This window comes from Mesorhizobium sp. M2A.F.Ca.ET.043.05.1.1 (assembly GCF_003952445.1).
Lineage (GTDB): Bacteria > Pseudomonadota > Alphaproteobacteria > Rhizobiales > Rhizobiaceae > Mesorhizobium.
Genome location: NZ_CP034446.1, coordinates 2,296,414 through 2,321,822, shown reverse-complemented (window position 1 = coordinate 2,321,822; position 25,409 = coordinate 2,296,414). Strand labels below are relative to the sequence as shown.

The 25,409-nt window shown below is 63.5% G+C and carries 21 protein-coding genes; 12 read left to right on the top strand and 9 right to left on the bottom strand.

The features are described 5' to 3' along the window. Nucleotides 1–6 precede the first annotated feature (6 nt). Nucleotides 7–513: a CAP domain-containing protein gene (locus tag EJ069_RS11205; protein WP_126061335.1), complete on the bottom strand. Its 507-nt coding sequence runs from the start codon at nt 511–513 to the stop codon at nt 7–9. A 167-nt stretch (nt 514–680) separates the two neighbouring features. Between EJ069_RS11205 and EJ069_RS11200 the strand changes: the two genes are divergently transcribed. Further along, the gene (locus EJ069_RS11200) at nt 681–1,505 is read left to right on the top strand and encodes a DUF2189 domain-containing protein (RefSeq protein WP_126061334.1); all 825 of its coding nucleotides are present in this window, start codon (nt 681–683) and stop codon (nt 1,503–1,505) included. A gap of 26 nt (nt 1,506–1,531) precedes the next feature. Further along, nucleotides 1,532–2,419 (top strand): dienelactone hydrolase family protein, encoded by an 888-nt coding sequence (locus EJ069_RS11195; protein WP_245456502.1) that lies wholly within the window; start codon nt 1,532–1,534, stop codon nt 2,417–2,419. Between the two features lie 2 nt (nt 2,420–2,421). Here the strand turns inward: EJ069_RS11195 and EJ069_RS11190 are convergent, their stop codons facing one another. From EJ069_RS11190 to EJ069_RS11180, 3 genes are all read right to left on the bottom strand, one after another. Continuing rightward, entirely contained in the window at nt 2,422–3,054 is a 633-nt protein-coding gene (locus EJ069_RS11190) for a LysE family translocator (protein WP_126061333.1), read from the bottom strand. Nucleotides 3,055–3,141: 87 nt separating this feature from the next. After that, complete coding sequence (locus EJ069_RS11185; protein WP_126061332.1) at nt 3,142–5,115, bottom strand: pilus assembly protein; 1,974 nt, start codon at nt 5,113–5,115, stop codon at nt 3,142–3,144. 28 nt (nt 5,116–5,143) lie between these two features. Next, nucleotides 5,144–7,042, bottom strand: coding sequence for a TadE/TadG family type IV pilus assembly protein (locus tag EJ069_RS11180; RefSeq protein WP_126061331.1), 1,899 nt, complete (start codon nt 7,040–7,042; stop codon nt 5,144–5,146). Nucleotides 7,043–7,325: 283 nt separating this feature from the next. Here EJ069_RS11180 and EJ069_RS11175 point away from each other — a divergent pair, with 283 nt between their 5' ends. The 3 genes from EJ069_RS11175 (at nt 7,326) to EJ069_RS11165 (ending at nt 9,984) form a co-directional block, all read left to right on the top strand. Next, the gene (locus EJ069_RS11175) at nt 7,326–8,174 is read left to right on the top strand and encodes a TIGR01459 family HAD-type hydrolase (RefSeq protein ID WP_126061330.1); all 849 of its coding nucleotides are present in this window, start codon (nt 7,326–7,328) and stop codon (nt 8,172–8,174) included. 32 nt (nt 8,175–8,206) lie between these two features. Further along, entirely contained in the window at nt 8,207–9,190 is a 984-nt protein-coding gene (locus tag EJ069_RS11170) for a bifunctional riboflavin kinase/FAD synthetase (RefSeq protein ID WP_126061329.1), read from the top strand. Nucleotides 9,191–9,282: 92 nt separating this feature from the next. Continuing rightward, the gene (locus EJ069_RS11165) at nt 9,283–9,984 is read left to right on the top strand and encodes a hypothetical protein (protein WP_126061328.1); all 702 of its coding nucleotides are present in this window, start codon (nt 9,283–9,285) and stop codon (nt 9,982–9,984) included. Between the two features lie 82 nt (nt 9,985–10,066). Here the strand turns inward: EJ069_RS11165 and EJ069_RS11160 are convergent, their stop codons facing one another. From EJ069_RS11160 to EJ069_RS11145, 4 genes are all read right to left on the bottom strand, one after another. Further along, nucleotides 10,067–10,621: an HdeD family acid-resistance protein gene (locus tag EJ069_RS11160; RefSeq protein WP_126061327.1), complete on the bottom strand. Its 555-nt coding sequence runs from the start codon at nt 10,619–10,621 to the stop codon at nt 10,067–10,069. A gap of 105 nt (nt 10,622–10,726) precedes the next feature. Continuing rightward, nucleotides 10,727–12,163, bottom strand: a complete 1,437-nt coding sequence (locus EJ069_RS11155; RefSeq protein ID WP_126061326.1) for a glycosyltransferase family 1 protein — start codon at nt 12,161–12,163, stop codon at nt 10,727–10,729. Nucleotides 12,164–12,176: 13 nt separating this feature from the next. Beyond that, on the bottom strand, nt 12,177–13,127 hold the full coding sequence (locus EJ069_RS11150; RefSeq protein ID WP_189476286.1) for a glycosyltransferase: 951 nt from the start codon (nt 13,125–13,127) through the stop codon (nt 12,177–12,179). A 142-nt stretch (nt 13,128–13,269) separates the two neighbouring features. Next, nucleotides 13,270–14,112, bottom strand: coding sequence for a hypothetical protein (locus EJ069_RS11145; protein ID WP_126061324.1), 843 nt, complete (start codon nt 14,110–14,112; stop codon nt 13,270–13,272). A 313-nt stretch (nt 14,113–14,425) separates the two neighbouring features. Between EJ069_RS11145 and EJ069_RS11140 the strand changes: the two genes are divergently transcribed. The 4 genes from EJ069_RS11140 (at nt 14,426) to EJ069_RS11125 (ending at nt 20,713) form a co-directional block, all read left to right on the top strand. Further along, nucleotides 14,426–15,541: a glycosyltransferase family 4 protein gene (locus EJ069_RS11140; protein WP_126061323.1), complete on the top strand. Its 1,116-nt coding sequence runs from the start codon at nt 14,426–14,428 to the stop codon at nt 15,539–15,541. A gap of 109 nt (nt 15,542–15,650) precedes the next feature. Next, a complete protein-coding gene (locus EJ069_RS11135; protein WP_126061322.1) occupies nt 15,651–16,448 on the top strand; it encodes a MipA/OmpV family protein in 798 nt (265 codons plus the stop codon). Nucleotides 16,449–16,768: 320 nt separating this feature from the next. Next, nucleotides 16,769–19,732 (top strand): isoleucine--tRNA ligase, encoded by a 2,964-nt coding sequence (ileS, locus tag EJ069_RS11130; protein ID WP_126061321.1) that lies wholly within the window; start codon nt 16,769–16,771, stop codon nt 19,730–19,732. A gap of 306 nt (nt 19,733–20,038) precedes the next feature. Further along, a complete protein-coding gene (locus EJ069_RS11125) occupies nt 20,039–20,713 on the top strand; it encodes a hypothetical protein (RefSeq protein WP_126061320.1) in 675 nt (224 codons plus the stop codon). A 52-nt stretch (nt 20,714–20,765) separates the two neighbouring features. Here the strand turns inward: EJ069_RS11125 and EJ069_RS11120 are convergent, their stop codons facing one another. Continuing rightward, nucleotides 20,766–21,227, bottom strand: a complete 462-nt coding sequence (locus EJ069_RS11120) for a nucleoside deaminase (RefSeq protein ID WP_126061319.1) — start codon at nt 21,225–21,227, stop codon at nt 20,766–20,768. A gap of 180 nt (nt 21,228–21,407) precedes the next feature. Between EJ069_RS11120 and EJ069_RS11115 the strand changes: the two genes are divergently transcribed. The 3 genes from EJ069_RS11115 (at nt 21,408) to EJ069_RS11105 (ending at nt 25,351) form a co-directional block, all read left to right on the top strand. After that, on the top strand, nt 21,408–23,360 hold the full coding sequence (locus tag EJ069_RS11115) for a pseudouridine synthase (RefSeq protein WP_126061318.1): 1,953 nt from the start codon (nt 21,408–21,410) through the stop codon (nt 23,358–23,360). Continuing rightward, entirely contained in the window at nt 23,341–23,895 is a 555-nt protein-coding gene (gene rsmD / locus EJ069_RS11110) for a 16S rRNA (guanine(966)-N(2))-methyltransferase RsmD (RefSeq protein WP_126061317.1), read from the top strand. Before EJ069_RS11115 ends, rsmD begins: the two co-directional genes overlap by 20 nt. 94 nt (nt 23,896–23,989) lie before the next feature. Then, complete coding sequence (locus EJ069_RS11105; protein WP_126061316.1) at nt 23,990–25,351, top strand: pitrilysin family protein; 1,362 nt, start codon at nt 23,990–23,992, stop codon at nt 25,349–25,351. Nucleotides 25,352–25,409 lie beyond the last annotated feature (58 nt).

The window sequence follows — 25,409 nt, the reverse complement described above, 5'->3', positions numbered from 1 at the left end:
GCGGCGCTATCGGCCCAGCACCAGCGCCCAGTAGCGCAAGGCAGGATCGCGGCCGTCGCGCACATAAGCCAGCCCGAAGCGGCTGAAGTCCGGATCGAGCATGTTGCGGCGGTGGCCGTCCGAATGCATCCAGATGTCGAACAGTTTTTGCAGGTCGAAGCGGCCTTCGGCGATGTTTTCGGCCGCCGCGCCCCGCACGCCATTGTCCTTCATGCGCGAGGCGAAATCCTTGCCCCAGCCGGTGGTGTGGCTCATGCGTTCGCGCGATGCCATGTAGCCGGCCTGCTGCAGCGCCGCCTGTTCGAGCTGCGTGTCGGGAACCAGCGCCGGCAGCCCGGCCGTGGTGCGAATGCCGGCCAGCGTCGCCGTGGCGGACGAAGAGACGCCGGCGCCTTCGCCGGTCGGCACCGTGACCGTGCTGCAGGCGGCGATGCCGGCAAGTGCTGCAAGGCCAGCGGCCTTGATCAGCATGCGACGGTTCATATCGGGGAGGGCGGTGGTCGAGATGCTCATCCGGCCTCTGATACCGCCGATCATGGCTTTTGCCGGGCAGGTGAGGAAAATCGCATGAAGCGGCGACTTTTCCCGGAAGATCGGTTATCATCCCGACGTTCTTGAAAGTGGCAGCCATGGGCGGCCACCCAGGCGGTGACCGCCCCCGATAGAAACGGAGGACGGTTATGGCCGGTTTTCATGTCATGACGGACGCGTACGGCGCGCATGTTCAGCCCACGGTGCGCCACATCTCGACAGCGGACCTTTGGGAGGCGCTCAAGCTCGGCGCCGAGGATTTTTGGGCCAAGCCTTCGCATTACGTGTTCCTGTGCCTGATCTATCCGATCGTTGGCCTGATCCTGACGCAATGGAGCTCGGGCTCGAACGCCATCCAGCTCGTCTATCCGCTGATGTCCGGTTTCGCCCTGATCGGCCCGTTCGCGGCCATCGGCCTCTATGAGATCAGCCGCCGGCGCGAGCTTGGCATGAGCAGCCGCTGGCACCATGCGCTGGACGTGCGCCATTCGCCGGCGCTGCCCTCGATCGCGGTCATCGGCATCCTGCTCTTCGCGCTGTTCCTGTTGTGGCTGTTCACCGCCCAGACACTCTACACCAGCCTGTTCGGCGCCGAGCCGCCCGCTTCGGTCGGCGCCTTCGTGCGTGACGTGCTGACGACCGGCAAGGGCTGGACGCTGATCCTCGTCGGCAACGCCGTCGGCTTCGGTTTCGCCGCTGTCGTTCTAGGCACCACCGTCGTCGCCTTCCCGCTGCTGCTCGACCGCGACGTCGGCGCCGTCGCGGCGATCGAGACCTCGGCCCGCGTGGTGATGGCCAATCCGCTGACGATGGCCCTCTGGGGCCTGACGGTCGCCGTGCTCCTGGTGATCGGCTCGATCCCGCTGTTTGCCGGCCTCGCCGTCGTCATGCCGATCCTCGGCCACGCGACCTGGCATCTCTACCGCAAGGTGGTCGAGCCGGAGCAGATCCGGCCGGTGCGCCGGCCGATGTAGGGAAGCGTCGGGCTTGGCAATATAACGTGCCGAAGCCCAGAGAGAGCACACTGGGCAAATTTCTGGGATGGCTCAAAGGAGCCGCCCGTGCGGCTGCCTGCTGTCTTGTCGGCGGGGTTTGCGTTGCGCAGGCCAGAGCTGACGAGTTGGTTCAGTTCGAGAGCGCGGTTGCGAAGCCGACTCCGTTTCAGCAGCGCATCGCCCAACAAAACGGGAAGGCACTCCAAGCTGTCCACGGCCAGCTGTTGAATGCGTATCTGACGCGACCACCGGGTAATGCGCCGTTCCCGGCTGTCGTGGCTCTCCCTGGTTGTTCGGGGGTGTCTGGAAGTTCGAAGAAAACCTGGCCCGAGCGGCTTTCTTCGTGGGGTTACGTCGTCCTCGTTGTCGACAGCTTCAGCTTGCGCGGCATAAAAGAAACCTGTGATCGCCTCCACTTTGTTGATCGCGTCGGTGACGCCTACGGCGCTCTTGGCTTCCTGTCTAAGTATAGTTTTGTCGACCCGCGGCGCATAGCATTGATCGGATTCTCCGCTGGCGGGAACGCTGCATTGGAGGCCGTGCAACTTGGCGGAGCCGAGGAGCTGATGGAGCGTAAGTTCAAGGCAGCGATAGCCTACTACCCCGATTGCTCGGGTTTAAATGGTGGCATGGCAGTTCCGACCTTGATCCTGATCGGAGAGCTTGACGATGCGTTTTCCGCCAAAAAATGCCAGGAGATGGTGGCAGGTAGCAACGGCAAGGGAAGCGCCGTGCAGCTTGAGGTGTTCAAGGGCGCCCGTCATGCATTTGACTCCCCAGGACTCAAGACTGGCAGCGAGCACTATGGGTACACGATGGAGTACAATGCGGCTGCGGCCGAAAAATCGGTAAGCGACGTTCAGGTCTTTCTTGAGCAAACTCTCGGGGGTTGACCTCAACGCTGCGCCTCGGTCGCCATCTTGAGCGCCAGCGCCGTCAGCACCGTGCCCATCATCCAGCGCTGGACGACCAGCCAGAACGGTCGGCCGGCAAGGAAATTCGCGATCGAGCCGGCGGTCACCGCGATGATGGCGTTGACGGTGAGGCTGGTCGAGATCTGCGTCACGCCAAGCACCAAAAGCTGCGACAGAACATGGCCCTTGGCCGGATTGATGAACTGCGGCAGCAGCGACAGATAGAGCACCGCGACCTTCGGGTTGAGCAGGTTGGTCATCAGCCCCATGACGAAAAGCTTGCGCGGCCTGTCCCTTGGCAATTCGCGGACCTGGAAGGGCGAGCGTCCGCCGGGCTTGAGCGCTTGCCAGGCGAGCCACAACAGATAGAGCGCGCCGGCGAAGCGCAGCGCGTCGTAGGCAAAAGGCACGGCGAAGATCAGCGCGGTGATGCCGAAGGCCGCCGAGATCACGTAGAACAGGAAGCCCAGCGCCACGCCGCCGAGCGAGATCAGCCCCGCCTTCGGCCCTTGCGACAGCGAGCGCGAGATGAGGTAGATCATGTTCGGGCCGGGTGTGAGCACCATGCCCAGGCAGATCAGCGCGAAGGTGAGGTGGTTGGCGGCGTCAGGCATCGGGATCTCCGGAAAGTTCCCGAGATGTGCGCCGCTTCGTCAAACGTCGCAAGGGCTTGATGGGATTGCCCTTTACGCCAGCGCGCCTTACCCGACCACGCGCAGGTTCGACAACTCGTTGGCGATCTCCTTGAAGTTGTCGGACAGCGTCGCCCCCGTTGCGTTCCAGAACAGTTTTGCCGGTTTGCTGGGATCGGTCGGATCCTTGCGGAAGCGGGAGTCGGAAGAGCATGCTTTCAGCGCCGCCATGGCCTTCTGGTCGCTGGAGCTGGTCGAGGACATGTCGAGCGCCACCGTCATCACCATTATATTGCCGGCCTTGGCATTGTCGCACAGCTTCGCCATTTGCTCGTTCATCGCCGCGGTGTAGTTGCTCGACGAATAGTTGAACTGGCCGATCGCGCTCGACGTGCCGCCGAACAGACGGGTGACCGAGGTGCCGTTATAGCCGACGCCGGTATAGCCATAGGCGGCATAGGTCGACTTGTTGCCGGCCGGGTCCGAGCTGACCGTCGAATAGGTGTTCTCGCCGTCGGTGAGCACGATGACCACCTTGTCGTTGCCGCGCTCGGTCTCCGGCCTCCCCTCGGTGAAAGGCGGGGCGCTGGAGACGGTGCGCCAGCCCCAGGCCATGCCTTCGGGCACATTCGTGTTGCCGTTGGGCTGCATCAGGTCGATCGCCGCCTTGATGGCTGCGAGCCCATCGGTCTGGGTCACATCGGTGAGCGGTGTGATCGGCGTGGTGGTGCAGCTGTAGTTCGGGCCCGCGCCCTTCGACAGCACTGGCGCATCGATCGGCCGCGGCATGAAATACTTGGCCATGTTCGACTGCCTGGTCTTGCCGGTGGTGCTCGACGGGTCGTCGTTCCACCAGCTGTTGACGGCGCCGTAGGTGACCGGGTTCGGCTCGTCCGGATCCTGCGTCACCTTCCAATGGTTGCCGGGTTCGTCCGGCGCGAACATCGGCACGAACATGGTCGCCGGATCTCCGACGCCGATGCCGGTGTTGTTGGGGCCGCCGGAGGCTGGCGTGTCGTCTACATTGTAGGGATATGGCCGCACTTCCACGCAACCCTGCCAACTGGCGAACGGGCCATAGGTGTCGTTGTAGTCGTATTCGTCGTGGCTATCGGAACAAGTATGATTGGATCGGTACTTGTCGCAGACGACCCGCTTGCTGCCGGCGATGCGTTCGTGGCTGGTGACGACCTTCATATCCCGATAGAGCTCGAATCGGGTCAGTATCTGGCCTTCCGCCGGACCCCAGCCGGTGCCTTTTTTATACCAGATGCCGTTGATTTTCTGAGCGTATTTGTCGGGGGCGTTTAGCGTCGACCAGTCGAAATTCTCGTTGGCGATCGGCGACAGCCCGTAGGTGTCCATCCAGGGGGCGTTGTCGTTGCTCGGCCCGACATTGACCGAGGCCGCGAATGGCACGAGGCTGAACTGCACCGGCTTGTCGATCTGCTTGATCTGCGCTGCCTGCTGCGCCAGCGTGTCGACGAGCTGCTTGGCGGCCTGCTTGAGCAGGTCGATGCGCTTTTGCCCCGAACCGGTGCCGGGCGTTGTCATGGAGCCCGAATTGTCGAGCACCATCGCCACTTCCAGCGTGTTCTTCAGCCGCACCTGGGAACACATCTCGACCTGGATCGGCTTATGTGCGTCGCCGTCTGATGCGCCGCTGAGCAGCGCCGCCGCCGGATGGAAATAGGGATGATAGGTGAGCGTCGCGCAAAGCTTCATCAAGCCGCCGCCGGTCTGGCTGCTCGGCAGCGTGACATCGAGCGAAATGTTGGCGGGATCGATGGCGTTGAGATTGGAATTCAGGAAGGCAGCCGCATAGGCCTTGATCTCGTCGTCCGACGCGCCCTGCGAAAGGCGCACCGCGGAGGCGAAATTGGCCGAGTCGAGCGCGTCGAGCACCATCTGCTTCTCGCGGTTGAGCTCGGTGAAGTCGACCCCCACCGCCAGGGCCCCCATCAGCGGAACCATGGCGACTGCCGTCACGAGGGCATAGTTGCCGCGGCGGTCACGGCAGAATTGATGCCAGAATTTGCGCATTTTGCTCGAGCGGCCCCGCTTATTGTGCTCAACTGACGATGCGCAGGTTCGACAATTCGCTGCCGATCGCCTTGAAGTCGTCCGACAGCGTGGCGCCGGTCGAGTTCCAGAACAGCTTCGCGGGCTTGCTGGGGTCGGTTGGATCCCTGCGGAAGCGCGAGTCCGACGCGCAGGCGGTGAGCGCGGAGATTGCCTTTTTCTCGGCCGTTTTTTGATTGCTGAGATCGAGAGAAACCGTCATGACGATGATGTTGTTGGCCTTGGCGTTGGCGCACAGCGTTTGCATCTGCTCGTCGAGAGCGGCGGTATAGTTGGCGTCCGTATAGGTGCTTTTGCCGACGGCTGAGCTGGTGTTCATGAACATGCGGGTCACCGAGCCCGAACCGGGATATGCCAGTCCTGTATATCCATAAGCGGCATAGGTTGATCTGTTCTTGGCGTAGCTGCCATCGTTGACGGAGCTATAAGTATTGGCGCCGTCCGTGAGCACGATGACAACCTTGTCGTTGCCTCTCTCGTTGTTATCTCGGCCCTCGGTGAAAGGTTCATTGCTGGAGAGAGTCCTCCAGCCCCACGCGAGTCCCTCTGGCACGTTGGTGTTGCCGGTAGGTGTCATCGCATCTATGGCGCTGAGGATTGTCTGCTTGCCGGCAGTTGTCGTTACATCCTGCAAGGGTGTGATCGGGCTCGTCGTGCAACCGGCGTTGGGGCCGTCGTCTGCCGATACGGTCGAAGCGTTGTACGGTTTGGTTAGGAAATATTTCCGCATATCCGCTTGGCGTTTAGTCACCGTTAGACCATCGTTCGAATCTATCCACCAGTTGTTGCTGTAGCCCCAGGAGCTCGTGCTTGTGCGCGTGCTGTCGGTCCACAAATTACCTGCTTCGTCGGGCGCGAACATGGGGACGAAAAGCGTCGCGGGAGTCCCCGACGACGGAGTCGTGTCGTCAACATTGTAGGGGTAGGGCCGTGCCTCTACGCAACCTCTCCAAGCCTCATAGGGAGCAGTCGTGTAAGTGTATGTCTGGCATGAGCCGTTGCTGTTCTTTTTAGAGCAGGTTCGTGTAGTGGCCATGATATCATCGTAAAGACTGAAGCGCGTTGCTTTCGCATTTTGGCTTGCGTCCCAGCCGCTGCCGCGCTTGTAATAGCTATCGCCGACTTTCTCGATGTACTTGTTCGGATCATAACCCGGCGCGTTCTTGTACATCTGTGACCAATCGAAATCCTCATGATGGATGGGCGAAACGCCATCCTGGTCCATCCAACTCTTGTTCTTGTTGGACGGGCCGACATTGACCGAGGCGGAGAACGGGACCAGCGAGAACTGCACGGGTTTGCTGACCTGCCGCATTAAATCGGCCTGTCCAGCTAGCATGGTCACCAATTCGGTAGCGGCGGTCTTGAGAAGTTCGATTCGTTGTTGGCCGGTACCTGAGCCGTTCAGACTCATCGAGCCGGAATTATCGAGCACCAGCGCCACTTCAAGCGTGTTCTTTAGGCGGATTTCGGATCTGGCCGACAAGCTGACGGAGGTATCGCCCGAGGTTCCACCAAGCAATGCGACCGCGGCCGGCAGGAAGTAAGGCTGGTACTTCAGGGCGGCCTCGAGCACCAGCGTGCCGCCGCCCGCATTGTTGTTCGGCAAAGTCACCGTCAGCGCCGTGTTCGCCGGAAGGACGTGCCTGAGGTTGGCTTCGAAGAACGTCTTGGCATAGGCCTTCGCGTCGGCGTCGCTGGCGCCGGCGACGATCTGCTGTGCCGTTGCGATGCCCGCCGCGTCGAGCGCGTTCAGCGTTTCCTGCTTCTGCCTGACCAACTCGGTGTAGTCGACGGCGATCGCCACGGCGCCCATCAGCGGTATCATGGTGATGACCGTCATCAAGGCGTAGTTACCCCGCCTGTCGCGAAAAAAATCGCGGATCATTGTATTTACCCCCGCCAAGGATCCATGCCGAGATACGACCATGGTCGCAGTTGCTGTCGTACCATGGTCATAAATCGTTAAATTTCAGCTTGCGCGAAACCATCAAGAACGCACCGCCTTTTTGACGCCGGGTTAACCCTGGGCTTCCGAGGCGGGCGAGATCGAGGCCCGGCCTGTGGTGATCTGGAAAGCTCGTGACAGGATCACACGCTTCGGTTATTCGGGACCGTCCGTGGCCGACAGTCTGTCGCGGCCTGCCAGCAATCGAAATCAGGGACACGGCATGGCGGATACGCCTGACATCATCACCTCGCTCGACGCCCTTGCGAGGCGCTACGCGGCCATACTGTGCGACGTATGGGGCGTCGTGCACAATGGCGAATGGCATTTTCCGGCCGCCGCCGCCGCGCTTGCCCGGGCACGCGCGGCCAATGTGCCTGTCGTGCTGATCACCAATTCGCCACGCCGCAGCGCCGACGTCGTTGCCCAGATGAAAGTGATCGGTGTTCCCGCCGACGCCTGTGACCGGGTCGTTACTTCCGGCGACGTGACGCGCGACCTGATCGCCGACGGCCCAAGGCGGATCTTCCATATCGGGCCGGAACGCGATTTCACGCTCTATGACGGACTCGATGTCGATCTTGTCGAGGAAATCGAGGCCTCGGGTGTCGTCTGCACCGGTCTCTATGACGACGAGGTTGAGAAGCCCGCCGATTATGCCGAACTGCTGCAGCGGCTGCGCGCCCGCAACCTGCCTTTCATTTGCGCCAATCCCGATATCCTGGTGGAGCGCGGCGAGCGGACCATCTGGTGCGCCGGTGCGCTCGCGCGGGATTACGCGCAACTGGGCGGCCGTACGCTGATTGCCGGCAAGCCCTTCGCGCCGATCTACCATGTCGCGATGAAGGAGGTCGCCGGATTGCTCGGCCGCGCCGTCGAGCGAAGCGAGGTTCTCGCCATCGGCGACGGCATGATGACCGATGTCAAGGGCGCGGCCGACAACGGCTTTGACGTGCTCTATGTCTCCGGCGGCATCCACGCGCGAGAGCATGGCGACGATCCCGCAAGGCTGGCGGCCTTTCTCGAAAAGCACGGCTACCGGCCGGTCGCCGTCATTCCGCGCCTGCAATAGGTTGATAGTCTGGCCATGACGGGCGCTTTGACATGACGCAAGCCTTCGAACGTCTTTCCACAGCCGCGCCACTGCCTGCGCATTTGCGCGGCGGCGTCGTGGCGATCGGCAATTTCGACGGCGTCCATCGCGGCCATCAGGCCGTCCTGGAGCGCGCGCTGGCTGAGGCCGGCCGCAATGGCGTGCCCGCCTTGGTGCTCACCTTCGAGCCGCATCCGCGCAAGGTGTTTCGGCCACAGGTGCCGCTCTTCGTGCTGACGCCGCCACCGATGAAGGCGCGGCTGCTCGCCGGACTTGGCTTCGCCGCCTTGGTCGAGCAGCCCTTCACGCGCGATTTCGCCTCGCTCTCCGCCGAGGCTTTCGTGACCGATGTGCTGGAGAAGAATCTCGGCATCCACCATGCCGTTACCGGCTTCGACTTTCATTTCGGCAAGGACCGCCAGGGCGGCCCGGCCTTCTTGATGGCGGCGGGAGAACGGCATGGCTTTGGCGTGACGCTCGTCGACGCCTTCCGCGATGAAGGCGCCGAAGTGGTCTCGTCGAGCCGCATCCGCGGACTGCTCGCCGAAGGCAAGGTGGAGGAGGCCGCCGGCCTGCTCGGCTATCGTTTCACCGTCGAGGCCGAGGTGATCGGCGGCCAGCAGCTTGGCCGTACGCTCGGTTTCCCGACCGCCAACATGCGGCTTTCGCCGGAAGCCGCCCTCAGGGAGGGGATCTACGCCGTCCGCTTCCGCCGTGCCGACGGCACGCTTCATGACGGCGTCGCCAGCTTCGGCCGCCGCCCGACCGTCGACGACAATGGCGCGCCGCTGCTCGAGACCTACGTCTTCGATTTTTCCGGCGATCTCTATGGCGAGAGCTGTGAGGTGTCGTTCTTCGGCTTCCTGCGCCCGGAGCTCAAATTCGACGGCCTCGACGCGCTGGTGGCGCAGATGAAAACGGACGAGGCAGAGGCGAGGGCGCTGCTGGCGGGCGTGCGCCCGCTCTCGCAACTGGACGCCGAAATCGCGTTCTGACCTCTCGGCCTTGAGGCAGATCCGGTAAGCGTCGAACCAGGAATTGTGGCTTCTTCTCGATTCTGCTCTACTGCGAAGGCCGGGAGATGCTCATGACGAATATTCTCGTCGCGATTGCCTGTTATGGCGGCAATATGAAGGTCCAGTGCGCCGTCAGCCTGGTTGCTTTGTGTTCGAATTTCGCGGCTCGCGGCGTCCTCTTCGAAATCAGATACCGTGACAGCGCCGATATCGCGGCCAATCGAAATCACTTGGCCTCGATTGCGCTGTCGCAGCCTGAACGCACGCACCTGCTGTTCGTTGACAGCGATATGGAATTCAGGCCGCAGACGGTATTTCGGATGCTGCAACTGGATCGGCCCATCATCGGCTGCGTCTATCCCAAGCGGCGACCGCTTTCATCTTCGCTCGAGGACTTCGTCGTCAATGTCGGCAACCAAACGCGGCTTCACGTTCTGAACGGTATTTGCCAGGTCGCTGGCGTGGGCATGGGGCTGACGCTCGTCCATCGTACAGTTCTTGAGCAGATGGTTGGCACGGGAGAGCTTCGTCAATGGAGGCCGGACAGGTCAGCGCCGCTGCACTATGGCTTCTTCGACCCGATCGCGACGAAGAGCAGCTATACTTCCGAGGATCTCTCCTTCTGCAACAGATGGACCGAGCTCTGCAACGGCGAGATTTGCGCCCTTGTCGACGAGGAAATCGGACACGTTGGAGAATTCACATACAAGGCGCGCCTGCTGGATCATGTCGGCGGGATGCGAGACGACTCGAACCAAAAGCCGTTGTCCTAAACGAAGACGAGTGCGCGCCGGCGGGCATGCGCCCGCCCTCGCAATTAGAGCGGCGAAATCTGATCCCGATCGCCGCTTGCTTCTACCGCTTCAGGGCCAGCCCGATGGCGATGAAACTCCAGCCCTGGAAGACCAGGTCGATCGCCAGGAAGATGCCAAGCACCCAAAGGCTGTTGACTGGCCAGCCCATGGCGATCATCAGGCCGAGCAGAATGGTGATGATGCCGGCCGCGAGCAGCCATCCCCAGCCTTGCTCCGGCCGGTGACTGAAGGCTACCCAGGACCGCAAAAGTCCGGAGGCGATGAGCGCGATGGCGAGCAGCAGCGTCAGCACCGCCGAGGCGAGCAGCGGGTTGTCGAAGGCGAAAAAACCGGCGATGGCGTAGAGCAGGCCGCTCAGCAGCCAGTAGAAGAAGCGTCCCCAGGTCTTGACCCCGAAGGCGTGGATGATCTCGATGATGCCAGCCATCAGCATCAGCCAACCGACGACATACACCGAGGCGACGGTGGCGATGAACAGATTGCCGAATGCGATGCCGCCGAAGATCAGCAGCAGCACGCCGAGCGCGACGAACCATCCCCATTTGTCCCGCGTCTGGCCGATTGCGTCTCTGAGAGCGTCGCTTGGCAAAGTCATGGTTCATCTCCCTCGAAAATTCACCACCGGTCGTGCGTGAAAGGAAGCTAGACCGAAAGGGATTGTGCGTCCAGCAACACCGGCGGAGGCTGGCTGTGGCCGAGCCTAAGGCGTTCGTTCTCGCGCCGGCGCGACCTCGTCCGGGAACGGCGCAAGGGTGGCCTCCAGCGTCTCCCGGCCAGCCAGCTCCCAGCTTCGCGCCACGAATTCGCCTGCCTTCGCCTCATAGCAAGTCCGGGCCTCAGGCGAGGTGATCCATTCCCGCATGGCCTTTTCCCATCCTTCGACATCGAGTGGGTCAAGGCAGAGTCCGAATGGACCAACCACTTCGGGGATGGCCCCGCCTGTCGAGGCGATCAGCGCCTTTCCGTAGGCCAGAGCCTCGACGGGCGGTAGTCCATATCCCTCATAGAGCGACGGGTAGACGCAGAACGCGCTGTCTTGGTAGAGCAGGGACAATGTCCCATCATCGACGTTGTCGAGATGGATAAGGCTCTGGCCGTAGTCGGGATGGCTGTGAAGCTTCTCAAGGACCCCATCGACCATCCAGCCGCTGCGGCCGACGAAAACCAGCTTCATACCGCTATGCGCGACCGTTCCGTCCTGAACGAGGCGCCGCCACACGTCCATGAGCAACGAATGGTTCTTGCGCGGTTCGATGGTGGAAACGAACAGGATGTAGCGACCTGCCTCAAGTCCGTCCGGCAGGGAGCCGTCCGCCTTCGATTTGCGCGCGCTGTCGCAGCCGAGCGGGACCAGTTTCAGGTCCGGCAGGTGAAGGCCGAGCCCGGCGGCATGCTCCTCCATATCGGCGGTGACGCGCTTCGACGTCAGGATGAACCGGTCCGCCAGCCTGATCGCCAGATTCACGTAATCCGTGAATCTCGTGACGTCATGCGGTTTGTACCATTCCGGAAACTGGATCGGGATGATGTCGTTCAGCAGCACGATCAGCCTTGCGCCTGCCGAGCGGCACGCGCGCGAAATGACCCCGATATCGGTGTGCGACCAATCATTGTTCATCAACAGCAGATGGTCGCCGGGCGCCGGCTCGTATTTGTTGCCGGCCACCGTCCGCAGTGGCACGATCCGGACGCGTGAACCGTCGTCGCGAGCGACCAGCCGCCGCTCGTTGGGCTTCATCAGCCGGTTTTCGATCCGCTCAAGCAAGGGAACGAGACTGCTGTCCGGATTGTGCCGGGTGAACGCGCCGATTTCCGTTATCAGGATCCGGCGCGGTCTTATGATCGCCATCAGCGCCTGCCGCGCCCAGTTCGGCCATCGATCGTAAAACTGCACCTTGACGCGGGCAGGGTCCGGATGAAAATGCATATCGCATGAGATGTCCCCGGCGATGATTTCCGCCGCCAGTTGCGGCGAGACCTGCCTGAGGACCCGGTCGACCGGGTCGAACACCGTGAACGCCACATCGGAGGCCGTGAACGCGGCCGCGGCCGCGCTGTAATGCCGTTGCACGCGGACCAGGCCGACCGGAGGGCCGAGCCAGCGCGCCATGCTGGTGAGATCGACGACAAGCCGCATCAGCCGGGCCGCATCAATTCGGCCGCATGTTGGCAGGGCGCGCGATCATCCTGCGCCAAGCCAGTCGAGGCCCGAGCGCGAGCGTCCTGAACGAGGGGGCGCCGACAGCCGCGAGGAGCAGCAGCTTGCAGCTCGTGGCAAACGGTATGTCCGCCGTTCGCAGCAGCAATTCGATGTCGCGTCTCTCCAGGCTCGAGATACCGGCCCCAGTGGCGGCGCGCCATGCCAGAAAGGTTCCGATGGCCTCCGTGGGTTGGCCGTTTGCGTCGAACGGCTCGGCGCGGGAGCGGCGCAACAGCGCCGACTGCCTGGCCAGCGCCGCGGCCGCCTTTTGCTGATCCTCCTTGACGCGCGACACCTGTCCTGGATGCGAGCGCAATTTGACCAGCCGCGCATCCATATTGGCCAGCTTTCCCGCCTCGGAAAGCCGCAGCCACAGATCGTAGTCCTCCGCATAGGTGAATGCGCGACGGTAGCCGCCCACGCGCCGGACGGCGTCGGTCCGGAACATCACTGTCGGATGAAGCATGGGATTGTATCGGGCAAGGGCAGACCGCAAGGGCTCGTTGCCGAGGGGAACCTCTATTGGCCTCAGCGGTTTTCCGTCCCGGTCGATCCGCAATCCCGCCGTGCCGAGCAACTGCAGATCGGCATCCGCGTCGAAGCGCGCCGCCTGCAGGCGCAACCTGTCGGGCAGCGAGATGTCGTCGCCATCCATGCGCGCCACAAGAGGGGCCCGCGCGAGCGCGATTCCCATATTGAGCGCGTCGACGATGCCCTTGCCGCGATTGGCGACGACCTTGACGCGGCCGTCGCCCTCGCCGAGCGACGTCGCGATCGCGGCGCTGTCGTCCGAGGAGCCATCGTCGACGACGATGACTTCGATGTCAGCCAGATCCTGGTCCAGAATGCTCTGCAAGGCTTCGCCGATGTAGGGCGCGCCGTCTCTCACCGGAATGATCACACTTACTGTCGGCAACAGAACGTCCTTGCGATAATCGGGCGTGACCGAATGACCATTGAATCGGCCAGTTTGAGTACGGGATGTTTGCGGTCTGGATTCAAGGTTCCATCGCAAAGTTCGATCACCGTGTCGACTGCCAATCTCATTGTCGCGCCGATCTGGGCTGGGCCTGAAGGGTGGGTTCCAGCAAGCGCAGAACTGCCTCGCGCTTCTTCGCCTTCAACGAGAGATCGCCGTCGAGGCCGACTTCGTGCAGCCAGCTTCCCCGCCATTCGCAATAGGCCCGCCTGAGTTCAACTCCGGGCAAGGCGGCGAATGCCGTTATCGGCCGTTGCGGCAGCGCGTTCGGGTCCACGTCCCGATAGAGCACCTCCCAGTTGGCCCCGCCGGTATCGAGGCCGGCGAACCAGTCGAGCCCGAAATCGAGAGGCTTGCGGGCGACGGCGTCGAAGCGGAAGAAACAATAGCCCGCCCACAAATACCAGCGAGCGCCCGCTCGGCGCAGGTCACCGTAGAACGCCACATCTTGAAGAGGCGCGAAGGGGTCGCATGGCTGCGTCGGGAAGAGATCCTGGTCCAGAAATCCGAACGCGGCTGGTGCCGCGTGTTTCAGAACATTGTGCCACATCCAGTTGAGCGCCGCGGCATGGGACCGGCTCGGGTTTTTCACGGTCCATGGATTGGCCGGCAGCCTGACATAGGAGGTGCCGTAGGCCGCGCATACATGCCTGTTCTCGTCTGCGGCAGCTTCGCTGATGCTGTTGTCGGCCACGATGTGGAGGTCGTGACGGACAAGTCCCCTGATCAGCCGCACCTGCAGATCGAGGCATTCGGCATCGCCGAAGGCGATGGTGAGCAGCACATCGCGACTCCGGGCGGCCTCGCGAGTGCCCTGGATGTCGCAAGCCTTGGCCGGCAGGCTCAGGAACCTCCGGTCGATCTTCCGGTAACGGGCGGTCTTGATGGCATGTGTCAGCGGCTGCATTCTCAGCCATTGCCGCCAGTTGTATTCACGCAGGGCCTTTGGCACGGGTATGGCAGCTTTCAGGCGAAGCCGGCTTGGCAGCCGCAATTAATGCATGGATTCTTCATAATCGCGATCCGGTCGATTTTTTTTGGAAAGCCTTCAACGCTACAGCATCCAAGTCTCTTGATAAGCCGCTATATACAGCATATGCGTCTTTTCGACACGACCAACATTTGAGCGCCCGGCGTGTTTGTTTGAGTGGGGAAGTCTGGGGCGCACCCGGAGTCTCTCTCCGTCGATCTTGGGGGTGGGCGGCGCTCCGGAACATGTGATGAGAATCTGCTGTGCAATCTCTGCCCTCTTTATGAACGGGGGTTTGCAGAGGGATTGTCTGAATATCAGCGACCGACTGGTCGCGCGCGGCCATAGCGTGACGATCCTGACGACGCGGCAGGTCGGTCATGTCGAGAGTTCGGCGACGATAAAGGTCCATCCGGCACGGGTTCTTTCCAACCCGGGCACCGAATTTGCGCTGGGAAAGACGCTGCTGACGGCCAGGCTGGATTTCGACTGCGTGGTCGGTTTCAACAAGATGGCGGGCTTGGACATCTACTATGCCGGCGACCCGCCCTACTTTGCCTCGAAGCTCGGCTGGTGGCGGCCGTTTTCGCCTCGCTTCATTCGCCAGCAAAAACTCGAATCGATGATTTTTGCCCCCGGTGGTGCCGTGCAGGTCATTGCGCTCAGCGAGCACCAGGCAGCTCTTTACCGCGACTTCTGGCGAACTGAGAAATCGCGGATCCATGTTGTCGGACCGACGCTCGATCCGAAACGTCGCCGGCCGGAGTTGCTGGCCGGCGACCGCAATGAAATCCGCGATCGGTTCGGGCTTCCCCGCCAGGCCGTCATTGCCTTGAGCATCGCCAACAGAATGAAAGTGAAGGGTCTTGACCGGGCGGTGAAGGCCCTGCAGCCGTTCCCGGACATCCACTGGCTGGTGGCCGGTCTTCGCAAAGATAGCGAGGAGGAAATCCGGCTTCGCAGCCTGATTGCCAAGTCCGGCATGTCGAGCCGGGTCACCCTGCTGGGCATCCAGGAGGACATCCCGGCGGTTGTGGTCGCGAGCGATTTCATGCTGCACCCGGCGCGCCTGGAAAATACCGGCACGGTGATTCTCGAGGCGCTCGCAAATGGCCTGCCGGTCATCGCGTCGGCCGCCTGCGGATATGCAAAATATGTCGAAGCCAGCGGGGCGGGACTGGTTGTGGCCAATCACGACGATCCCGAAATCTGGCGACAGGCGGTCCGGAAAGCCGGCGACGCGGCAGTACGCATGCAATGGCATCAGGCGGCCCTTGCTTACGGCTCGTCAAACACGCTTACCGGCGGACTGGAAGCGGCCTGCGATCTGATAGAGAGCTTGCGCCGCAACCGGCGTGTCGGCTAGTTGCCTTTCAGTCCGATTTTGCGATTTTAAGTCAAATTTTACCGAACGCACGGCATGGCTTGGGCGTCGGCGAATGGTCTTGCCGGCACGTTTCGCGTAAGGGGTGACGATGCGTATTGTCGGGACGATTCCGCTGGCCGTCGCCATAGGTCTGTTCACCGCGTCTGTCGCCCAGGCGGGCGAGGGCAGCTGGATATCCGGCGACTGGTACCTGACGCTCGGCGCCACCGGCCTCGTCGCGCCGAACTTCGAGGGCGGCAAGAAATATATGTTCAGCGCCCAGCCGATCATCTCGCTCGGCAAGGTCGGTCCGCAGGCGCGCTTCACCTCGCGCAACGACAACATCTCGCTGGCGCTTATCGACGACGGTTCCGTTCGCGCCGGCCTGACCGGCAAGTTCATTTTCTCGCGCGACAGCGAGGACGAGCTCAAGGGGCTCGATCCCGTGCGCTTCGGCGGTGAGGTGGGCGGCTTCTTCGAATTCTATCCACTGGATTGGGTGAGGGCGCGGGCCGAATTGCGGCACGGCATTCGTTCCCATAACGGCTTCGTCGCCGACATCGCGGCGGACGCCTTCTATGACATCACGCCGACGGTCCGCATTTCCGGCGGTCCGCGCGTCTCCTTCGCGTCATCCAACTATTTCGACGCCTATTACGGCGTCAACGCCAAGGAAGCGGCTGCTTCGGGCCTGAGCGAATACCATCCGGGCGGCGGTGTGAAATCGGCGGGCCTCGGCGGCGCGATCACCTGGAAGGTGACCGAGCCGATGACGGCCAGCGTCTTCACCGAATATTCGCGCCTGATGGGGCCGGCTGCCGATTCCAGCCTGGTCAAGGAACGCGGCGATCGCAACCAATGGACCTTCGGTGTCTCTACCACTTACCGCTTTAATTTCACCATGTAGGCCGCGAAACGGCTTCATGCCTTGAATTCCGCGCTTTATTCCTGCCGCGCCATCCGCTAAAAGCCACGCCATGATGAGCTTTTCGCGCCTTTTCGCGATCGCGATACGAATTACGGGCCCGGTGTTCCGGGCGGCCTGAGCGCCGCTGGAGCCGCCGGGAGTTTTCGCGCGCGCCCCTCGCGCTTTTTCAAGAAAATCAACGCATATCGCCCAAAAGTGGGCTCCGGTTTTGGGAAAGCGATATGCGTCAGCTAAGACCTCAACGCCCGGGCTTTCCGCCGCCGGGCAACGCAGATGGCAGATCAATGACCGACACCCCAATGACCGACGCTGTTGAAACGATCGACTATTCCAAGACACTTTATCTGCCGCAGACGGATTTCCCGATGCGCGCCGGCCTGCCTGAGAAGGAGCCCGGCCTGGTCAAGCGCTGGCAGGACATGGACCTTTACAGGAAGCTGCGCGAGGAGGCCGCCGGCCGCGAGAAATTCGTGCTGCACGACGGTCCGCCCTACGCCAATGGCAACATCCATATCGGCCATGCGCTGAATAAGATCCTCAAGGACGTCATCAACCGCTCGTTCCAGATGCGCGGCTACGACGCCAACTACGTGCCGGGTTGGGACTGCCACGGCCTGCCGATCGAGTGGAAGATCGAGGAGCAGTATCGCGCCAAGGGCAAGAACAAGGACGAGGTGCCGGTCAACGAGTTCCGCAGGGAATGCCGCGACTTCGCGGCCGATTGGATCAAGGTGCAGGGCTCAGAGTTCCAGCGCCTGGGCGTCATCGGCGATTTCGACAACCCCTATACGACCATGGCCTACCATGCCGAGGCGCGCATCGCCGGCGAGCTGCTGAAATTCGCCATGTCGGGTCAGCTCTACCGCGGCTCGAAGCCTGTGATGTGGAGCGTGGTCGAGCGCACCGCGCTCGCCGAAGCCGAGGTCGAGTATCAGGATTATGAGAGCGACACGATCTGGGTGAAGTTTCCGGTTGCGAGCCTCGCCCAGCCGGTCGCCGGCGCGGCGCCGGCGCTGGACGACACGGCGCTCGATCTGGTCGAGGCGCATGTCGTCATCTGGACGACCACGCCCTGGACCATCCCCGGCAACCGTGCCGTCAGCTATTCGCCGCGCATAGCCTATGGCCTCTATGAGGTGACGGCGGCCGAGAACGCCTTCGGCCCGCAGCCCGGCGAGAAGCTGATCTTTGCCGATGCCTTGGCCGAGGACTGCGCCGCCAAGGCCAAGGTCACGTTGAACAGGCTTCACAGCGTCCCGGCCGAACAGCTTGGGAAGCTTACGCTTTCGCATCCTTTCAAGGGTCTCGGCGGCGGCTATGAGTTCCCGGTGCCGATGGTTGCCGGCGAGCATGTCACCGATGACGCGGGTACCGGCTTCGTCCACACCGCGCCCGGTCATGGCCGCGAGGACTTCGACGCGTGGATGGAGGCGGCCGCCGACCTTCGGGCACGCGGCGTCGACACCACGATCCCGTTCACGGTCGACGACGCCGGCTTCTTCACCAAGGACGCGCCGGGCTTCGGCCCGGGACGCGAAGGCGGCGCCGCGCGTGTCATCGACGACAACGGCAAGAAGGGCAACGCCAACCAGGCGGTCATCGACGAGCTGATCAAGCGCAATGCGCTCTTCGCGCGCGGCCGGCTGAAGCACAGCTATCCGCATTCCTGGCGCTCGAAGAAGCCGGTCATCTTCCGCAACACGCCGCAATGGTTCGTCTATATGGACAAGGATCTCGGCGACGGCACGACGCTGCGCAGCCGCGCGCTGAAGGCGATCGACGACACCCGTTTCGTGCCGGCGGCCGGCCAGAACCGCATCCGCGCCATGATCGAGGAGCGCCCGGACTGGGTGCTTTCGCGCCAGCGCGCCTGGGGCGTGCCGATCGCCGTCTTCGCCGACGAGGACGGCAATGTGCTGAAGGATGAGGCCGTCAACCAGCGCATCATGGAGGCTTTCGAGAAGGAGGGCGCCGACGCCTGGTTCGCCGACGGCGCCAAGGAACGTTTCCTCGGCAATCACGATGCCTCGAAATGGCACCAGGTGATGGACATCCTGGACGTCTGGTTCGATTCCGGCTCGACCCATGTCTTCACGCTGGAAGACCGTCCGGACCTCAAATGGCCGGCCGACGTTTATCTCGAGGGCTCCGACCAGCATCGCGGCTGGTTCCATTCCTCGCTGCTCGAAAGCTGCGGCACGAGGGGCAGGGCGCCTTATGAGGCGGTCATCACCCATGGCTTCACCATGGATGAGGAAGGCCGCAAGATGTCGAAATCGCTCGGCAACACGGTGGTGCCGCAGGACGTGATAAAGCAGTCTGGCGCCGATATCCTGCGGCTCTGGGTGGTGACGACCGATTATTGGGAAGACCAGCGACTCGGCAAGAACGTGCTGCAGACCAATATCGACGCCTATCGCAAACTCAGGAACACCATCCGCTGGATGCTGGGCACGCTCGCCCATGACGACGGCAAGGACGTGCCGGTGGAGACGATGCCGGAGCTGGAGCGGTTGATGCTGCACCGGCTGTCCGAGTTGGACGAAGTGGTGCGCCAGGGCTACGACGCGTTCGAGTTCAAGCGCATCACCCGCGCGCTGCTCGACTTCATGGTGGTCGAGCTTTCGGCCTTCTATTTCGACATCCGCAAGGACGCGCTTTACTGTGACGGGCCGTCGAGCCTGCGCCGCCGCGCGGCCGTCCAGGTGGTGCGCCATCTCTTCGAATGCCTGGTGAAATGGCTGGCGCCGATGCTGCCCTTCACCACCGAGGAAGCTTGGCTCGACCGCCATCCGGAAGCGGTCTCGGTGCATCTCGACCAGTTCCCGGAGATCCCGCAGAACTGGCGCAACGAGGCGCTGGCCGAGAAATGGCGCAAGGTGAGGCAGGTGCGCCGCGTCGTCACCGGCGCGCTGGAGATCGCGCGCGCCGAGAAGCTGATCGGCTCGTCGCTGGAAGCCGTGCCGGTGGTGACGCTGGACGACGCCGCGCTGGAAGCGGCCATCGCCGATGTCGACATGGCCGAGATGGCGATCACCAGCGACCTCGTCATCAAGCATGGCAAGGCGCCAGAGGGCGCTTTCACGCTCGACGACGTCAAGGGTGTGGCCGTGGTCGTGGATAAAGCCGAGGATCGCGGCCTCACCAAATGCGCGCGCTCCTGGCGCTACACCGCCGATGTCGGGCAGGACCCGGAATTCCCGGATGTCTCGGCCCGCGACGCGGCCGTGCTGCACGAGCTGAAGGCGCTCGGGCGTCTCTAGGTGCATGTCGCCCAAAAGTGTGCGGCGGTTTTGGGCTAACGACATGCACTCTTCAAACAAGTGCATGTCGCCCAAAAGTGTGCGGCGGTTTTGGGATCAACGACATGCGCCGGTCAAATAAGTGCAAAAGTACCACGCCGGGCGGCCCATATCCGCCCGTGCGTTGCCCTTAACAAGTGGTTGAGGTAAACACGCGACACTCCGGCAGACAAATTGTCGCCGGATTTCCGTCGCAAGTGCGGGGAAGAAGGGGACCGTGCCCTTGGCCGGTGGCGACCGAAAGGCAGTTAGAGTGGGACTTTTTGCATGACCGACAGAACGTTCGCGCGCGCCGCGCTGGTGGCGCCGCTTGTGGTATCGGCCATCGCCTTGTCGGGCTGCATGAGCTCGCCGACCTACGGAACCGACAAGACGGCGGCCGCGCAGCTCTTCGACGACGTTTCGGGCGCTGCCTCGATCACGCCGAAGCGTCGCACTCCGATCGACTACAAGCCGCGCCCTGAACTGGTGAAACCCGCGCCGGGGCAGAAGGAAAGCCTGCCGCCGCCGCAGGAAAGCATCGAGACGGCGAGCACCGAGTGGCCCGAATCGCCGGAGGCCCGCCGCGCCCGCATCCGCGCCGACGCCACCGCGCATCAGAACGACCCGAATTACCAGCCGGAAGCCGTCGAGGATGTCCAGACCGATCCCGCGTCGGTGAAGAAGGCGATGGCTGACTCGGCCTCCAGCCACCCGCCACGCTGGTCGCCCGATGATTCCAGCGCTACGCGCACCGCCGAGATCCAGCGCCGGCTTGCCGAGCAGAAGCAGGGCGACCCGACCACCCGCAAATATCTGAGCGAGCCGCCGCTTGCCTATCGCCAGCCCTCCGATGCCGCGCCACAGAACGAACTCGGCGAGGACGAGTACAAGAAGGAGCGCCGCCTCAAGGCACAGGCGGAAGGCAAGAAGGGCGGCTGGTTCGACTGGCTGGGGCTGTGAATAGTGAATAATGAATAGATCACTACTCGCTACTCGCTAGTTTCTTCACCATTCACCATTCACCGCCATTTCGCTTCCCGCGGAAAAAGTCCTTGAGGATAAGGGCGGCGGCGCTCTCGCCGATCCCCGGATAGATGTCCGGCGCGTGGTGGCAGATGGGCGACGCGAAGAAGCGCGTGCCGTTCACCACCGCGCCGCCTTTCTCGTCGGCGGCGCCGAAATAGAGCCGCCGCAGCCTGGCGAAGGAGATGGCGCCGGCGCACATCGCGCAGGGCTCCAGCGTTACATAAAGGTCGTGGCCGGTGAGGCGTTCGCTGGCGAGCTTCCGGCAGGCCTCGCGGATCACCAGCATCTCGGCATGCGCCGTCGGATCGGCAAGCTCGCGGGTACGGTTGCCGGCTTTCGCGACCACCGTGTTGCCGCTGATGATCACCGCGCCGACCGGCACTTCGCCGCGGCCGGCGGCCGCCTCGGCCTCTTCAAGCGCCAAGGCCATGAAATCCGGTCGTTTCAAACGGTTTCCATCCCGATTACTCCTCGCCACCCGAGAGTGATCCTGTTATCTAGCGCGAGACCCTGAAAACCGGAATCGGTTTTTGCCGCGCCGCCGGATGCGCAAAATCAAGATGACACTGCCTGCGTTGGGCGTCCGAAAGGGCGCGCGGCGCTGTAGCAGGCAAAGACGAGCAAAGTAATGGACGACGATAAGAAATCTCCACCCGGACCGCGCAAGGGCGGCTCGAAACCGGCGGGCCCGCGCGGCGGCAAGCCGGCCCACGGCGCCAAGAAGCCGTTCGCAAAATGGGAGCGGCCGATGGCTGCCGAAGGCGAGCGCAACTTCAAGCGCTACCAGCCGCGTGAGATGGGGCCGCGCGAAGCGGGCGAGGGCGCGGAACGTGGCGACCGGCCGTTCCGCAAAGGTCCGCCGCGTGACGGTAAGCCCTTCGATAAACGCGAGGGCCGCAAGCCCTATACGCCACGCGGTGACCGGCCGATGGCCGAAGGCGAGCGCCCGGCCCGCGATTTCAAGCGCAGCTACAAGCCGCGTGAAATGGGCGAGGGCGCGGAACGTGGCGACCGGCCGTTCCGCAAAGGCCCGCCGCGCGACGGCTTCGATAAACGCGAGGGCCGCAAGCCCTTTGTGCCGCGCGGTGACCGCCCGGTGGCCGCTGAAGGCGAGCGTGGCGAACCCCGTTTCGACCGTCCCAAGCGCGACTTCGGCGAGCGCCCGGCACGCGACTTTGCCGACCGGCCGAAGCGCGATTTCAGCGATCGTCCGCGCGGCACGGGAAAGCCCGAGGGCGGCTTCAAGCCGCGCCCGCGTCCTTCGGAAGCCGCGCCGGAGGCCGGCGAGCGCATCGCCAAGCGGCTGGCGCGTGCCGGCATCGCCTCACGCCGCGACGCCGAGGAACTGATCGCGGCCGGCCGCGTCAAGGTCAACGGCAAGGTGCTGGATTCGCCGGCCTTCAACGTCAGCGCCACCGACGTCATCCATCTCGACGGCACCGAGATCCCGCCGATCGAGCGCACGCGCCTGTTCCTGTTCCACAAGCCGGCGGGTGTCGTCACCACCAACCGCGATCCGGAAGGCCGCAAGACCGTCTTCGACGTGCTGCCGTCCGGCCTGCCGCGATTGATGACGATCGGCCGCCTCGACATCAACACCGAAGGCCTGCTGCTGCTTACCAATGACGGCGGGTTGTCGCGCGTGCTCGAATTGCCGGCCACCGGCTGGCTGCGGCGCTATCGTGCGCGCGTCCACGGCAAGGTCGAGGAGAGCGCGCTCGCCGGCTTGCGTGAGGGCATCGCCGTCGACGGCGTCTTTTACGGTTCGATCGAGGCCTCGCTTGACCGCGAGCAGGGCACCAATGCCTGGCTGACGCTGGGCTTGCGCGAAGGCAAGAACCGCGAGGTGAAGAACATCCTTGGCGCGCTTGGCCTCGATGTCACACGGCTGATCCGCATCTCCTACGGCCCCTTCCAGCTGGAAGATCTGCCCGAGGGCCATGTGCTGGAGATCAAGGGCCGGGTACTGCGCGAGCAGCTCGGCGAACGGCTGATCGAGGAATCCGGCGCCAATTTCGATGCCGAGATCCAGAAGCCTTTCTCCAACAAGCCGGTGCGCGGCGGCGGTCCGCGCCGCGAAGAGGCCGACCGGCCGAAATTCACGCGCGACGGCGACCGTCGGCCGATCGGCGAGGGCGGGCTGATCAAGGCGCGCAAGCGCCGCGAGGACAGCCGCGACGAGGCGCTGAGCAAGCTCTCGACCAAACCGGACAGGGCATTTGGGGAGCGCGGTGCGAAGTCCGATCGCGGCGGCTTCGGCGACAAGCCGCGTGGCGGCTTTGGCGACAAACCGCGCGGCAAGAAATCCGAGCGCGAGCAGCGGCCGATCGAGCCGCCGGGCCAGCGCAAGGCCAATGTCTGGATGGCGCCGGGCGCCCGGCCGATCGGCAAGGGCAGGGCGGAAGCCGACGCCGCCAGGGCCGCCGAGGCGAAGGCGCGCAAGGCGGCGTTCAAACCGGGCGGCAAGGGCAAGCCGGGCCCGAAGCCATTCGGCAAGCCCCGTGGCGAGCGCCCCGAAGGCGATGGCGGCAACAGGCCGCGTGGTCCGAAGAGGGGCGGCGATGCGGATCGTCGGCGGTGATTTCCGCGGGCGTCCGCTGGCGACGCCGAAAAGCAATGCCATTCGCCCCACCACCGACCGAACCCGCGAGGCGGTGTTCAACGTCCTGGCGCATCGCTACGCCTGCAAGCTGGAGGGCGGCCGTGTGCTCGACCTCTTCGCCGGCACGGGCGCGCTCGGGCTTGAGGCTTTGTCGCGCGGGGCCTCCTACTGTGTCTTCATCGAGGAATCGACCGAGGGGCGCGGCCTGATCCGCGAGAATGTCGAAGCCTACGGGCTCACCGGCCGCACAAAGATCTTCCGCCGCGACGCCACGCATCTCGGCGAAGCCGGCACGATCTCGCCCTTTGGCCTGATCTTCGCCGATCCGCCCTATGGCAAAGGTCTAGGCGAACGGGCGCTGCGCTCGGCCAAGGACGGCGGCTGGCTTCTGCCCGGCGCGCTCTGCGTAGTCGAGGAGGCGGCATCGGCGCCCTTCGATCCTGGCGCCGGTTTTTCGGTGATGGACGAGCGCAATTACGGCGAAACGGTCATCCGCTTCATCGAGGCCGGCTAGCTTGTTCTAGCCGCGCCTCGAAAATGCCGAACAAATCACTTTGCCTCGCCAGCGAACCTTGCCTATCGTCGCGCAACCGGGACCGGAGAACTTGATGACACCTACGCGGATGGCGCTGCGCGCGGCGCTCCTTGTCGGCACGCTGGCGATGATGGCGTCGGCTCCGGCCCGCGCGGCCGACGATGGCGACGTCAAGGATTTCCTCCTCGATAACGGCATGGAGGTGGTCGTCATCCCGGACCACCGCGCGCCGATCGTCACCCACATGGTTTGGTACAAGATCGGCAGCGCCGACGAGCCCGCTGGCAAATCCGGCATCGCGCATTTCTTCGAGCATCTGATGTTCAAGGCCACGACCAACCACGCCGCCGGCGAATTCGACCGCGCCGTGTCCGAGATCGGTGGCTCCAACAACGCCTTCACCTCCTACGACTACACCGCCTTCCACGAGACGGTGCCACCCTCGGCGCTCGAACAGATGATGGGCTTCGAGGCCGATCGCATGCGCAACCTGATCCTGACCGACGATGTCATCAAGACCGAGCGCGATGTGATCCTGGAGGAGCGCCGCTCGCGCATCGACAGCAATCCGCAGGCGGTTCTGGACGAGGAGGTCGATGCGACGCTCTGGCAGAACCAGCCCTACCGCATTCCCGTGATCGGCTGGATGCAGGAAATGGAGCAGTTGAACCGTCCGGACGCCAAAGCCTTCTACGACAACTACTACCGGCCCAACAACGCGGTGTTGATCGTAGCGGGCGACGTCGAGCCGAATGCCGTCAAGGCGATGGCCGAGCGCACCTACGGCAAGGTCGCGCGCGGTCCGGACCTGCGGCCGCGCATCCGCCCGGTCGAGCCGGAGCAGAACACCAGACGCACGGTGACGCTGACCGACGCGCGCGTCTCGGTGCCGAGCTTTTCGACGCAATGGGTGGTGCCATCCTATCATACGGCCAAGCCCGGCGAGGCGGAGGCGCTGGACCTGCTGGCCGAGATCCTCGGCGGCGGCAACCGCAGCCGGCTGTACCAGGAGCTCGTCGTCAAGCAGGGGATCGCCTCCGACGCGGCCGCCTATTTCCAGGGCACGATGCTCGACGACACCAACTTCGCCGTCTATGGCGCGCCGCGCGGCGACGCCAAGCTTGCCGATGTCGAGGCGGCGGTCGACGCCGAGATCGCCCGCATCGTCAAGGAAGGCGTGAGCGACGATGAGCTGGAACGGGCCAAGACCCGTTATGTGCGCTCCATGATCTTTGCCCGCGACAAGCAGGACGACATGGCCAACATGTATGGCTCTACGCTTGCCACCGGCGGCAACGTCAAGGACGTTCAGGAATGGCCTGACCGCATCCGCAAGGTCACCGCCGATGAGGTCAAGGCGGTCGCCGCCCGCTACCTGGTGCTCGAGCATTCGACCACCGGCTATCTCTTGCCGCAGCAACAGGCGGAGAATTGATGATGAGCATGGTTTCGGTGCGCCGGCGGTTCTTCCCTTCTCCCCTTGTGGGGTCCGA

Excerpts from the sequence above, each read along its gene's own strand:
- EJ069_RS11165 (WP_126061328.1), top strand. The coding sequence starts at position 9,283 with ATGACGAATATTCTCGTCGCGATTGCCTGTTATGGCGGCAATATGAAG.
- EJ069_RS11115 (WP_126061318.1), top strand. The coding sequence starts at position 21,408 with ATGGACGACGATAAGAAATCTCCACCCGGACCGCGCAAGGGCGGCTCG.
- EJ069_RS11105 (WP_126061316.1), top strand. The coding sequence starts at position 23,990 with ATGACACCTACGCGGATGGCGCTGCGCGCGGCGCTCCTTGTCGGCACG.
- EJ069_RS11175 (WP_126061330.1), top strand. The coding sequence starts at position 7,326 with ATGGCGGATACGCCTGACATCATCACCTCGCTCGACGCCCTTGCGAGG.
- EJ069_RS11205 (WP_126061335.1), bottom strand. The coding sequence starts at position 513 with ATGAGCATCTCGACCACCGCCCTCCCCGATATGAACCGTCGCATGCTG.
- ileS (WP_126061321.1), top strand. The coding sequence starts at position 16,769 with ATGACCGACGCTGTTGAAACGATCGACTATTCCAAGACACTTTATCTG.
- EJ069_RS11135 (WP_126061322.1), top strand. The coding sequence starts at position 15,651 with ATGCGTATTGTCGGGACGATTCCGCTGGCCGTCGCCATAGGTCTGTTC.
- rsmD (WP_126061317.1), top strand. The coding sequence starts at position 23,341 with ATGCGGATCGTCGGCGGTGATTTCCGCGGGCGTCCGCTGGCGACGCCG.
- EJ069_RS11140 (WP_126061323.1), top strand. The coding sequence starts at position 14,426 with ATGAGAATCTGCTGTGCAATCTCTGCCCTCTTTATGAACGGGGGTTTG.
- EJ069_RS11170 (WP_126061329.1), top strand. The coding sequence starts at position 8,207 with ATGACGCAAGCCTTCGAACGTCTTTCCACAGCCGCGCCACTGCCTGCG.
- EJ069_RS11145 (WP_126061324.1), bottom strand. The coding sequence starts at position 14,112 with ATGCAGCCGCTGACACATGCCATCAAGACCGCCCGTTACCGGAAGATC.
- EJ069_RS11190 (WP_126061333.1), bottom strand. The coding sequence starts at position 3,054 with ATGCCTGACGCCGCCAACCACCTCACCTTCGCGCTGATCTGCCTGGGC.
- EJ069_RS11125 (WP_126061320.1), top strand. The coding sequence starts at position 20,039 with ATGACCGACAGAACGTTCGCGCGCGCCGCGCTGGTGGCGCCGCTTGTG.
- EJ069_RS11200 (WP_126061334.1), top strand. The coding sequence starts at position 681 with ATGGCCGGTTTTCATGTCATGACGGACGCGTACGGCGCGCATGTTCAG.
- EJ069_RS11185 (WP_126061332.1), bottom strand. The coding sequence starts at position 5,115 with ATGCGCAAATTCTGGCATCAATTCTGCCGTGACCGCCGCGGCAACTAT.
- EJ069_RS11180 (WP_126061331.1), bottom strand. The coding sequence starts at position 7,042 with ATGATCCGCGATTTTTTTCGCGACAGGCGGGGTAACTACGCCTTGATG.
- EJ069_RS11155 (WP_126061326.1), bottom strand. The coding sequence starts at position 12,163 with ATGCGGCTTGTCGTCGATCTCACCAGCATGGCGCGCTGGCTCGGCCCT.
- EJ069_RS11160 (WP_126061327.1), bottom strand. The coding sequence starts at position 10,621 with ATGACTTTGCCAAGCGACGCTCTCAGAGACGCAATCGGCCAGACGCGG.